Genomic DNA, 12,052 nt, shown 5'->3' with positions numbered 1-12,052 from the left:
CGCACGTTCTGGTACTCCTCGAGCCCTTCGGCACTGCCCTCACGACCGAGACCGGGCCGCTCGGGGCCGACTTCAGCCGATGGCGTTCGCCCGGGAATCGTGTGCCCGCCCCTTGCGCGTCGTCGAAACGAGGGGCAAGGGGTCGGGTGTGACCAGGGGGCCGATCATTCGCCGGTCACGATAGATATCCGCGTGAAGAGTCTCCCGTAGCGCGCTACGACCAGTGAGTTGGTAGCAAGCGTGTGCCCGAGAAGGAGCGAGCGTTACGCGTGTTCGAGGACGCTTGCCAGTCTGCCCATGGCGAGACCGGGACTCGAGAAGGTCGGTGTGGTCAGACCCTCATTGGAGACAATGGCAGCGACACGTGCCATGGATGCCTGGGCAAGCACGATGGAATCGACCGACTCAGCGAGATCACGTAACGCCTCGGCGATGATCGCGTCGTGGCGCGCTGTGTCTCCAGAAGCATTGGCGGCGAATGCCTCTGAGAGAAGTCGGACTTCGAGTTCAGGTTCCACCGATGCATCCTGGGCTCGGCGGCGGACCAAGTCGACCGTGGGCGAGAGAGTGGACTTGGCAGTGGCCAGCACAGCGATCCGGGGCGCGCGCTCCGTGCCGGCGGCAACCTGAGCGGATTCGATCGCAGCATCGACCATTGGCACGTCCACTCGCAATACGGGGACATCGACGAGCTGTGCGGCCAGTTCGACGGCGGGTCCGATGGACGAGCAGGTGGCCATCACGGCCACTGCGCCACTGTCGACCGCCGAGATGACGTGGTCGACCACGCGGCGCGAGATCGACGCTGTCAGGGCACCTTGGGCGAGTGCGTCGGCCAGCAATGACTCGTCGACGATGTTGGACACCTTGACATCGGCGGGGAGTCCCTTGCCGAGCTCACCGAACACGGGGAGGAGTCCGCTGACGGTGTGAAGTAGTACAACGCGACGGGTCATGACGGATCTCTTTCTCGGAGGCGGGCCAGCAGCTGTTCGCGGGACTGGCAGATGTGGTCGTCGAGCCGCGACACGGCGAGTTCGACATCGTCGGCCTCGATAGCTTCGATGACCGGGCGGTGGGAGTCGGGCTCGGCCTTCGCATCGGAATCGAGCACTTTCGTCAGGACGATGACCCGCCGAGTCTCCATCTGAATCGACTTCAAATGGTCCAGCAGTAGGTCTTCCCGACAGGTGGATGCGATCACGTAATGCAGTTGGATGTCGGCATCGACGACCGCGAACAAGTCATGGCGACGGTAGGCATCCTCGAGCTCGGCGAAGGCGGCTCGAATGGTTCCCAGGGCCGCCTCGTCGACGTAACCCCGTGTCATCGCAGTACGCAGCGCATAGCATTCCAGCAGTGCGCGGAGATTGAACACTTCGCGGACCCGCTTCTCGCCGATGCTCTGGACGAAGGCACCGCGGTGCGGATGGATCTCCACCAAACCCCGATCCCGCAGGGCACGCAACGCTTCGCGCACCGTGCCCCGGGCGGTGTTGAGCTCCGCGGCGAGGGTGACCTCGGGCAGCTGTGAGCCCGGCGGATACACGCCGCGGATCACAGCTTCGGCAATGTGATCGATGACCGCATGGGTAAGCGTCTTGGGCCGCGCTAGTCCGCGCGGCCGCGCACGCGAGTCTTCGGGGTCGGCTTGGACCTCATCAGGGCCTAACGAAGTCGGACTCACGCGAAACTACCTCCAGGCTTTCGTGGATGGTGCCGGCGACCTTCGCCAATTCCTCGTCGGTGATGGTGAATGCCGGCGACACCTGCAATGCGACGTCTCCGAGGTTACGGGTGATCACACCGCGCTTGCGAGCTTCGCGCGTGAGTTTGGCCAGCACGGTGGGATTCGCCTCCTTGACCCTCGGATCGATGTTGACGGCTCCGAGCAATCCCACGCCGGCGCGCACCTCGTCGACCAGCGGGTGATCGGCAAGCGGGGCCAGGTGCGATGCCATCACAGATTCGTACTCCGCCACTCGGTCGACGAGACTTTCCTTTTCGAGGATGTCCAGGTTGGCGTTGCCGACCGCGGTGGCCATCGCGTGCCCGGAATACGTGTAACCGTGCCGGAACACGGCGGTCGAGCCGTCCTTCCAGAACACGTCCGATACGCGCGGCGCGATCGCGACCGCACCGAGCGGAGCGTAACCGGACGTCAAACCCTTGGCCATGGTGATCATGTCGGGCTGAATTCCGTAGCGTCCGGAGGAGAACCAGTCGCCACCGCGGCCGAATGCGGAGACCACCTCGTCGATGACCAGCAGCACATTGTTCTCGCGGCAGATCTTCTCGATCTCGGGGAGGTAACCCGCCGGTGGGTGGAGTACGCCGCCTGCGCCGACGATCGGCTCGCAGAAGAATGCCGCTACGTTCTCAGCACCCAGCTCGGCGATCTTGGTCCGAAGGGCTTCGGCGTCGTTCCACGGTACCTGCGCCACAGACTCGACCATCGTTCCGAGACCGTGGAGGTTGGCGGGTAGGCCGGCGAGCGATGTGCCGTAGGCGTTCATGCCGTGGTAGGCACGGGTGCGGCTGATGATCATTTTCTTGCCGGGTTGTTCGACGGCCGACCAGTACAGGCGGACCAACTTGGCCGCGGTGTCGATTGCCTCGGAGCCACCGCCGGCGGTGAAGAAGATCTTGCCGTTGGGGAAGGGAAGGTAGTCGGCAATTCGAGAGGCGAACAGCTCGGTGTTCGGAGTTGTGAATACGTCGAAGGTTTGGAACGCCGCGAGATCGATCATCTGCTGACGGGCGACGTCCGCGATATCGGTACGACCCAGTCCGACGTTGCAGTACCACAGGCCGGCAAGAGAGTCGAGGTAGCTGTTGCCCTCGGCGTCCCACACCGTGCGGCCTTCGCCGCGCACGATCGTCACGGTGTCGTTCTTGATCGCGCTCATCTGCGCGAAGGGGTGCCAGTAGCTGGTCTCGGTCACGATCGTTCTCCTATTTCATCGGAATGAGTTGTTTGTCAGTTGAATTGGGGCCGGACCAGTTCGGCGGTGGCCCGAGCGCTGGACAGCTGTGGCATTCGGTCCGACGTGCCGATGCTCGAGCGGGATCAGCAGCGTCGTTTACGAGCGATTGTCGACGAGTGGAAGCCGAATGCTGAGCAATTGCGTCTTCGGAATCAGTGCTCGATCTGGGCGGCCATGGCCACCGAACCTCCTCCTCACCGAACCCTCACTCGTTGACCGTGTTCTGGGACCACCGATCGCTTTTGTGAAGGAAATCCTCTTCGCTACAAGAGATGTCGAGGGTTGAGGCCACCCACTCGATGGATTCTGCCAGACGCTTGGCCGACTGTCAATTGTCCAACAATGCTGCTCGTTCAGGGGTTGTAGTTGACCATCGACACGGGTCGGTCGCCCACCAACAACAAGATCCGCGCTGTTTCCTCGAGTTCCTCGGCCGCATCCACGGCCTCGGCCAGCGTCTTGCCGGCCAGTACCGAGCCGTGGTTGGCCAGCAGCACCGAGTGCGCTGCGCTCATGGCACGTCCTACCTCCTCGCCGAGGGCTGGATCACCCGGAGGCATGTACGGGACGAGAGGTACCCGTCCCACCCTCATGACGTGATACGCGGTCAACGGAGGCAGGCAGTCCGCGACGTCGAGCCCGGCCAGGCAGGACACTGCTGCTGCGTGTGAGCTGTGCAGGTGCACGACCGCATGCGAATCGGGGCGGGCACGATAGGTCTCGACGTGGATCGGCCATTCCTTGGAGGGTTTGGAGCCGTCCAGGTGCTCTCCGTTCAGATCGAGGAGTGCGAGTTCGTCAGGTATCAGGCTGCCCAACGAGGTTCCGGTCGGCGTGATGAGGATGCGATCACCCACTCGCACGCTGATGTTGCCGGTCCGACCCGCTGTCAGCCGGCGGTCGAACAGCGATGCTCCATGACGGACGATCGCGGCCCGTTCGGTTGCCATGGTGCCCGTCATGCGGACGCGGTTTCCGTGATGAAGTCGGGACCACCGAAGTTGCCGGACTTGAGCAGGAGTGAAATCGGATCGCTGGACACCGTCGTACACCAGGGGACCCCGGGTGCAGCCTCGTCGCCGACGAGGACTTGCTGTACGCCGAGTTCGGCAACCACGGCTCCTGACGTTTCGCCACCCGCGACGATGATGCGGCGCGTGCCCGCCTCGACCGCCCTGGATGCGATCCGGGCGAGCACCTGCTCGAGGATCTGCGGGGTATCAGGCCCCATGGCCGTAGCACTTCGACGCCTCTCCTCGGCATCAGCGGAGGTGTATATCAACCGCGGGCGGGTGGTAGTCTGCGCCTCGTTCCATGCGACGGCGGTGTCTACGAGAGCGTCGGCGTCGGAGATGTCGCCTGGATCGAGTCGCAAGGCCGGCATGGAGAGTTCCGCCCGCCGCACCTGTTCCAGGGTTGCTTCCGAGCAGCTTCCGGCGAGAATCAGAGTCCCACTCGAGGCGTCGGGCGTACCTGGGCCGCTCGTTGGTTGCTCGGCTGCAGGTAGAGACGCGCGCAGGTTCAGTCCCACTGCCTCTACCAGGCCGGCACCGCCGGTCAGCAAGGCCTCATCGTGCCCGGCGGCGATGGAGTCGAGATCAGAATTGTCGATGGCATCTGTCACTATGTGCCGAATGCCCTGGCCGACAAGTCCGTTCACACGTTCGGTCACCGCCTCGTGGCCAGCCCGCACCACATCGAGCGGCAGCGACCCCACCAGGGATTCGGTCTGCAGCGACAGCCATCGCGCCAGGTTGGAGTCCGTCATCGGTGTCAGCGGGTGAGTTCGCATGGGCGAATCGCTGAGCAACTTGTCGCCGACGAACAGGTGCCCCAAGTATGTGGTGCGCAGGTGTAGTGGCGTGGCTGGACAGACGATCGTGTATCGAGCGCCAGTGAGAGTCGACAGGAGGTCACATACCGGACCGATGTTGCCCGCCGGTGTGGAGTCGAAGGTCGAACAGTACTTGTAGAAGTACCGCGTGACGCCGTTCTCACGGAGCCAGGCAACCGTTCGCTCGACGTACTCGCACGCTTCCGCGCTGGCGATGCTACGGAATTTGATTCCGACCACCACCGCGTCGCACTCCTGCAGCGTGCTGCCCGGGGCCGGGACGCCGAAGAGCATGACGACGCGAAGTCCACTGCGGCGCAGTGCTGCTGCGGCGTCGGTACCCCCCGTGTAGTCGTCGGCGATGACGGCAATGTGTGTCATACGGTCTTCCTTTCGGCACGACGGGGGTCATGCGTGCGGCCAGCACGATGAGGCTCGTGCTGTCAGATCGTTCGACCGTCCGGCGCGGGACGCTCGGTGTTCGAGAAGTTGTTCTCGCAACCTCTGTCGAACCTCGGTCCGACAAGGCGTCAACATCGTTGCTGCGCAACGACGCATACGTGTTCGAGCCGCCCTGGCTGGTCTTCAGCCGCGGCGAATGCGTGACTTCCCAATCGGGCTAGATTGTCCGAGGAGCGAATACGAGCAGATTGTCGATCAATCCGACAATCACCATAGGGCGCGGCACTCCGGTGCGTCAATACCTGATCGAACGAAGGTCGGGTATCTCGGTCGACGTCTGGAACCTGCTGCCCCGACGAGTGCTGGTGGCTGCGGGGTCGAATCCTTTTGTCGTGTGCACGGCGGCGACTGATGAATGCGCAGGGCCGGTCCATTCGGGGCATCGGACGCGCAGATCCATTCGGTGCGGGAGCGCCCTGCCTCGTTCGATCGTGGCGGTAATCGGTAAAAGTACCGATTGTTGGCGGTCCACTTGATGGCTACCTTGAGTTCACCCTAGTTCTGTGGCGCCAGTCACTGCCGCCGGCCGCGGAACAGGTGCCTGTGGCTTCACCTGCCCGGCCGGTTTGCGACTTAGCTGTCACGCTGAGTCCCGTCACTTACGGAAGGTCCAATTCATGAATGAGACTGAGAACACGGGGAGTTATGCCAACGCCGAACTCGCCCGGTTGGGGTATGACCCGGAATTGAAACGGGCAATGAGTTTGGCCGACGTGATCATCTTCGGCCTTATCTACATGGTGCCGATCGCGCCGATTGCCGTGTTCGGCTTGGTTTACAACTTCTCTGCCGGCGCGGTCGGCCTGGTGTACATCGTTGCCGCGACCGCCATGGTGTTCAGCGCGATCAGCTACAGGGAGATGGCGCAGACCTTCCCGATCGCAGGCTCGGTCTACTCCTACGTGCGATACGGCATCAACCAGTTCGTCGGATTCCTGTCCGGCTGGGCAATCCTGCTGGACTATCTCCTGATGCCGGCACTGCTGTCCTGCCTCGCGGCCTCGGCAATGGTGTCGCTCGTGCCGAGCGTGCCCGCCTGGGTTTGGGTCATCGGCTTCGTCGTCATCACCGCCGGCATCAACCTGCGTGGCATCTCGTTCACCGCGAGGATGAACAAGATCTTCCTCGTTATCCAGCTCGTCGTCCTGGGCGTATTCGTCGTGTGGGCGCTGGTGGCAGTGGCGCAGGGTAAGGGTCACTTCTCCTTCGATCCGATCTTCAGCTCCGAGTCGTTCAGCTGGACGGTCGTCTTCGGCGCCATTCCGCTTGCGGCACTGAGCTTCGTCGGCTTCGACGGCATCTCGACGCTCAACGAGGAAGCCAAGGGGGGCGGGAAGACCGTCGCACGGGCCACCATGATCATTCTGTGGATTTGTACTGCCCTGTTCGTGCTCCAGGTCTATCTCGCAGCGATCTTCGTACCGACTGGCACGGTGTTCGCCGACGGCGATGACACCAACAACGCCTTCTACAACATCACTGGCGAGGTCATGGCGAACTGGTTCCAGATCGTCCTCACCCTGACGACAGCACTCATTGCGTTGTTCGCCAACATCCTTGCTTCCAATGGCATCTCGTCGCGACTGGTGTTCAGCATGGCCCGCGACCGTCAGCTCCCGGCATTCCTGTCGAAGGTGCACCCGAAGACACAGGTCCCGGCCAACGCGATGATCTTCATCATGGCGGTGTCACTCGTCGTGGGAGTCCTCGGGGTCGAGAACCTGGAGCTGCTCACCAGCCTGGTCACCTTCGGCGCCCTGACCGCGTACATCATGCTCCACTTCAGCGTTCTGGTGCACTTCGGGGTGAAGATGAAGAGCCGAAAGGTGTTCGCCCACTACATCTCTCCTGTCCTCGGCGCAGGCGTACTGATCTACGCGCTGTGGAGCGGCAGCTTCAACGCCAAGGTCTCCGGGCTGATCTGGTTGGCCATCGGAGTTGCGATCGCCTTGTACTTCCGTAAGACGGGCCGTTCGTTGGTGCAATCGGAGATCGACGCCCCCGAGGCCGCTCCGACTGCAGTGGCCGGCGAGCCTCACGCCTCACCCGCCGTCACCACCCAGAAGGAGCGCTGACATGACCACCGGTATCCAACGCAAAGCATCCAACCGTACCGAAGAACTGGCACAGATCCACGCCCGACGAACCCTCGAGCGGGTCACCGCCGAATACGACGAGGTCGTTGCCGCCGAACTGGATGCCAACCCGTTCGGGCCCCACACCGATCGCACGGCGCGGGTTCTCCGATATTTGCGCGCCCTGCCCGTCACAGGCAAGGAAGTCCTTTTCGCACCGAGCAACGATGCGTGGGCAATCGGGAAGATCGTTATCGGTGCACCCGGAAACCTGATCGTCGAGGACGACGTCTTCGACGACTACACAGCGGCCGCGCGCACCGTATTGCGCCGCCGTCTGGCCCTCTTCGTCGATACCGTTGAATAGTTAGGTTGACTCATGAAGCACGATCCCACCACGATCTTCGGCTACACCGATCGCCTCTCTGCTCGCCCAGGTGAGACGCTCACGTTTCACGTAAGCAGCGAAGAGCCGACCCAATACGACGCCTCGCTGGTCCGGCTGAGTCACGGCTACACCGGGTCCGCCAGTCCCGGATTCATCGAACACGATGTGGCCGGCGCGAGTTTCGCGGGCAGCTACACCGGCGAACACTATGTCTGCCAACCAGGATCGTTCGTCGAGATCGACGATCCCAACTCGGTCCTTGCCGACCCGACCGACGTGGCGATCAGCGTGTACGTCTACGCGACGCTGCCACTGCCCGAGCGTGCCGCCAGCATCGGTGCCTACCACGTCACGCAGACCTCCATGGGTCAGGACAACAAGCGTCAAACAATCTGTGGCACATGGGATGAAGACACTGCAACGGGTTACGCGCTGGTGCTGGACGATGGAGTGCCCACCGTGTTGTGGGGCCATGACGGGCAGCCGCGAACCCTCTCGACTGCGAGCGTTCTACAGGCCAACCACTGGTACCGAATCGATGTGCGCTTCGGAATGGGCGCGGGTGAAGTCCAGCTGACACAGACACCCATCGAAAACTGCATGAACCAATTCTCCGATCAAGCCATGCCTATCGATGTCGAGGAGGCGACGGCTTCATTGGGCGAATGCACCCCCGTCCGAAGTGCTCATTCATTCCGGATCGCGGCGCTCGCTCGCCGCGATGGTGCCCGGTGGCTGGCCGTCTCTCCGTTCAACGGCAAGATCGGCGCGCTCACCGTCACCCGGGGGTCAGATCCCCTGGACGGTAATGGCGGGGGACTACTCGCACGCTGGCACTTCGGGCGTTCATCCTCCGACGACGGACTTTTGTTGTGGGACGTCGTCGATCTCTCGGATAACCAACTGCATGGTCGGTGCTTCAACGCGCCGATACGGGCCGTAACCGGGCCGTTGTACGCGGGGTTCTCGGAGGACTTCCGCCTCGCACCCGATGAGTTCGACGCGATCCACTTCCACGACGACGACATAGCCGACGCCGAGTGGCCCGTCGCGTTCACCTTCGCCGTACCCGATGACCTCCCCAGCGGGGTGTACGCCGCGCGCCTCATGGCGCACGACAAAGCGCACTACGTCCCGTTCATCGTCGGGCCCGGCAGTCGCAAAAAGGAAGTGGCACTGCTTCTTCCGACCGCTACTTATCTCGCCTACGCCAACGATCGGACCCCATTCGAGGCCGACGGCGCCGAGGTCATCGTGTCGCACACCCCGATCCTCAACAACAATGACATCGATCTCCAGAACCATCCCGAATTCGGACGGTCCTGCTACGAAATCCACAACGACGGCAGCGGTGTGGTGTTCAGCAGCGCTCGCAAGCCGATCATCACACTCCAGCCCAAGCACCGGGCCTGGTACGGGGCAAACGGCGTATGGGGACTGCCCGCAGACCTGTGCATCGTGAACTGGCTGGACACGCTCGACTATGAGTTCGACGTCATCACCGACGAGGACCTGAACGCAGGCGGCTACGAGTTGCTGGCCGACTACAAAGTGGTGCTCACCGGCGCACACCCCGAGTACGTCACGCGCCAAGAACTGGATGCGCTCGACCTGTTCACCGCACGTGGGGGTCGGCTGATGTACCTGGGCGGCAACGGGTTCTTCGCGACCGCGTCATTCGTGCCAGGTCAGCCGCACGTGATGGAACTCCGCCGATCCGCCGGGGGCACCCGGCCTCACCAGTCGAACTACGGCGAGCGACGGCACGCCACTTCTGGGGAGATGGCGGGACTGTGGCGGCACAAGGGCAAGGCACCTCAGCGTTTGACCGGTGTGGGCTTCGCCGCGCAAGGATTCGACCGTTCGACCCATTACGAGCGGCTCGAAGACAGCCGTGATCCGCTCGCTGCATTCGTGTTCGAGGGAATCGGTGACGATGAACTCATCGGTGACTTCGGCATCATGGGCGGTGGAGCGGCCGGGGCCGAAATCGATTGCTACGACCCGGCACTCGGCTCTCCCCCTGGTACACTCGTCCTCGCGACCTCCGGTCCACTGACCGACGCGTTCCTGGTTGTCATCGAAGAAATCTACGAGAACTTGCCCGGACAGGGCGGCACCGAACACCCCTACGTCCGGTCCGACATCGTTCTCGGGGCACTCGACGGTGGCGGCGGATTCTTCTCCGTCGGGTCGATCGCTTGGACGGCTGCTCTGTCGCACAACGGATACGACAACAACGTCGCGAGAATCACCGGCAACGTCTTGAAGCGCTTCGTGTCCAAGGAGCCACTGGATCAGATCGTCGACTGAGCGCAGTCCAAGCGCAGCAGATCGGTTGGCGACGGCGAAGTGCCGTCGCCAACCCAGTGGCCCGCAATACCGGCCTGGAATCCCGCCGGGCACAGTAATGACAGAAATTGAGGAGACAGCAATGAACAGCTATACCGTCACCGATCCGGGTTCCGGTGAGGAGCTGAGGTCGTTCCCCGTCGATACCGACGCCGAGATCGATTCGAAGCTGGACGCTGGGCATGACGCGTACAAGTCGTGGGCTCGTACGACGATCGAGGAGCGGGCGGCGCTGCTGCGACGCCTCGCTCAACTTCACGAAGACCGTCAGGACACCCTCGCCGAGATCGCGCAGAGGGAGATGGGGAAGTCACGCGAGGATGCCCTCGGTGAGATCGGTGTGTGCGTGTCGATTTATCGGTACTACGCCGATAATGCCGCGGCGTTCCTCGCTGACGAGACGATCGACGTCTTCAGTGGGCCGGGTACCGCCATCGTTCAACGACGGCCCATCGGCATCCTTCTCGGCATCATGCCGTGGAATTTCCCGTACTACCAGGTGGCGCGGTTCGCCGGTCCGAACCTTGCTCTGGGCAACACGATTCTGCTCAAGCCGGCACCGCAGTGCCCGGAATCAGGACTTGCCTTGCAGAGTCTGTTCGACGATGCGGGATTCCCGGCGGGGACCTACAACAACATCTTCGCCACCAATGAGCAGGTCGAACGCATTATTGCGGACCCTCGCGTGCAGGGGGTGTCGGTTACCGGCTCCGAGCGGGCGGGTGCCGCGATCGCGGAGATCGCGGGACGCAACCTCAAGAAGGTCGTTCTCGAGCTCGGTGGTTCGGATCCATTCATCGTGCTGGGTGTGAGTGATATGGATGAGGCGGTCGATGCAGCCTTCGAGGCGCGGATGGAGAATACCGGTCAGTCCTGCAATGCCGGCAAGCGCGTGATCGTTCTCGACGAGCTGTATGACGACTTCGTTGCGCGTTACACCGCGAAGATGTTGGCGCGGCCGGCGTCTCCGGTGTCCTCGCTCGTGGCTGCAGAGCGTTTGAGCGATCAGGTCGACCGGGCGGTGGCCTCGGGTGCGTCGTTGGAGACCAGCGGCGAGCGTAACGGTGCCTGGTTCCCTCCGGGTGTGCTCACCGGTGTTCAGCCCGGCGGTGATGTTTTCTACGAGGAGTTCTTCGGTCCGGTGGCGATGGTCTTCCGCGTTCGGGACGAGGACGAGGCGATCAGGATCGCGAACGACACCCCGTTCGGGCTCGGCTCCTACCTGTTCAGTACCGATCCCGAGCAGGTCAAGCGTGTCAGCGAGCAGATCGAGGCGGGAATGGTCTACGTCAACGGTTTCGGTGGTGAAGGTGCGGAGTTGCCGTTCGGTGGCGTCAAGCGTTCGGGTTTCGGGCGTGAGCTCGGGCGTCATGGGATCGACGAATTCGCGAACAAGAAGCTGATTCGTACCCTGCGTCAACCCTGAGGTCGGGGACAGTCACGCGCCCCGACGTTTGGGTGTGTGGCTGATCCGTCGGTAGAACACAGCACGCGGACTGAGGAAAGTTGTCAGTCCGCGTGCTTTGTCTGCCCGCCACACCTTTTGTCCCAGTCGACCATGCTGCTCTCCAGCGGTGTCCCGTGGCTGCGGAACACGAGGTACACGACAACAACGGTGGCCAGGACCGAGACGCCGGCGATCGCCGAAGCCGGTGGAATACCCGAGTTGAGTTCCGTTCGCGCCGAGTCCGTGAGTTTGCCGCCAGCGCGTCGGAAACTCGTCCTGCCGCATCTCTAGCAGCGCTGAGGCTTGTCCCTGCATCTGCCGCTTGGCCTGTACAAACCTTACGACACCAGACTTGCATGGCAAGAAACGTGTGAATGAAAGAGAGCTATTCGAGATGACGACCAGTACCTCCGGGACCGCGGTGGCCTCCTACGCGCCGACGGCCGAGTTCACGGCGCAGGCGAACGCTCAGGCAGATCTGTACGCCGCCGCGGAGAAGGATCGACT

At 62.8% G+C, this 12,052-nt stretch carries 9 protein-coding genes; 4 read left to right on the top strand and 5 right to left on the bottom strand.

Annotated elements, in window-relative coordinates; genetic code table 11:
• Nucleotides 1–263 precede the first annotated feature (263 nt).
• From QM588_RS25520 to otnK, 5 genes are all read right to left on the bottom strand, one after another.
• Nucleotides 264–956: an aspartate/glutamate racemase family protein gene (locus tag QM588_RS25520; protein WP_283317418.1), complete on the bottom strand. Its 693-nt coding sequence runs from the start codon at nt 954–956 to the stop codon at nt 264–266.
• Entirely contained in the window at nt 953–1,687 is a 735-nt protein-coding gene (locus QM588_RS25515; protein WP_269603688.1) for a GntR family transcriptional regulator, read from the bottom strand. The genes QM588_RS25520 and QM588_RS25515 overlap by 4 nt, the downstream gene beginning before the upstream one ends.
• A complete protein-coding gene (locus tag QM588_RS25510) occupies nt 1,662–2,945 on the bottom strand; it encodes an aminotransferase family protein (protein ID WP_209205520.1) in 1,284 nt (427 codons plus the stop codon). The genes QM588_RS25515 and QM588_RS25510 overlap by 26 nt, the downstream gene beginning before the upstream one ends.
• 395 nt (nt 2,946–3,340) lie before the next feature.
• Entirely contained in the window at nt 3,341–3,949 is a 609-nt protein-coding gene (gene otnC / locus QM588_RS25505) for a 3-oxo-tetronate 4-phosphate decarboxylase (RefSeq protein ID WP_283317415.1), read from the bottom strand.
• The gene (otnK, locus tag QM588_RS25500; RefSeq protein ID WP_283317414.1) at nt 3,946–5,202 is read right to left on the bottom strand and encodes a 3-oxo-tetronate kinase; all 1,257 of its coding nucleotides are present in this window, start codon (nt 5,200–5,202) and stop codon (nt 3,946–3,948) included. Before otnK ends, otnC begins: the two co-directional genes overlap by 4 nt.
• A 698-nt stretch (nt 5,203–5,900) precedes the next feature.
• On the opposite strand from otnK, the gene QM588_RS25495 reads away from it, so the two are divergent.
• The 4 genes from QM588_RS25495 to QM588_RS25480 all read left to right on the top strand — a co-directional run bounded on the left by QM588_RS25495 (nt 5,901) and on the right by QM588_RS25480 (nt 11,524).
• Nucleotides 5,901–7,358, top strand: coding sequence for an APC family permease (locus QM588_RS25495; RefSeq protein ID WP_245154500.1), 1,458 nt, complete (start codon nt 5,901–5,903; stop codon nt 7,356–7,358).
• A 1-nt stretch (nt 7,359) separates the two neighbouring features.
• Nucleotides 7,360–7,725, top strand: a complete 366-nt coding sequence (locus QM588_RS25490) for a hypothetical protein (RefSeq protein WP_135048079.1) — start codon at nt 7,360–7,362, stop codon at nt 7,723–7,725.
• Between the two features lie 12 nt (nt 7,726–7,737).
• Nucleotides 7,738–10,059, top strand: a complete 2,322-nt coding sequence (locus QM588_RS25485) for a N,N-dimethylformamidase beta subunit family domain-containing protein (RefSeq protein WP_283317413.1) — start codon at nt 7,738–7,740, stop codon at nt 10,057–10,059.
• A gap of 121 nt (nt 10,060–10,180) precedes the next feature.
• The gene (locus QM588_RS25480) at nt 10,181–11,524 is read left to right on the top strand and encodes an NAD-dependent succinate-semialdehyde dehydrogenase (protein ID WP_283317411.1); all 1,344 of its coding nucleotides are present in this window, start codon (nt 10,181–10,183) and stop codon (nt 11,522–11,524) included.
• Nucleotides 11,525–12,052 lie beyond the last annotated feature (528 nt).

The sequence above is a fragment of the Rhodococcus sp. IEGM 1354 genome, assembly GCF_030056855.1.
Lineage (GTDB): Bacteria > Actinomycetota > Actinomycetes > Mycobacteriales > Mycobacteriaceae > Rhodococcoides.
Note: the sequence above shows the minus strand (reverse complement) of the source record. Positions and strands in the feature narration are given on the sequence as shown.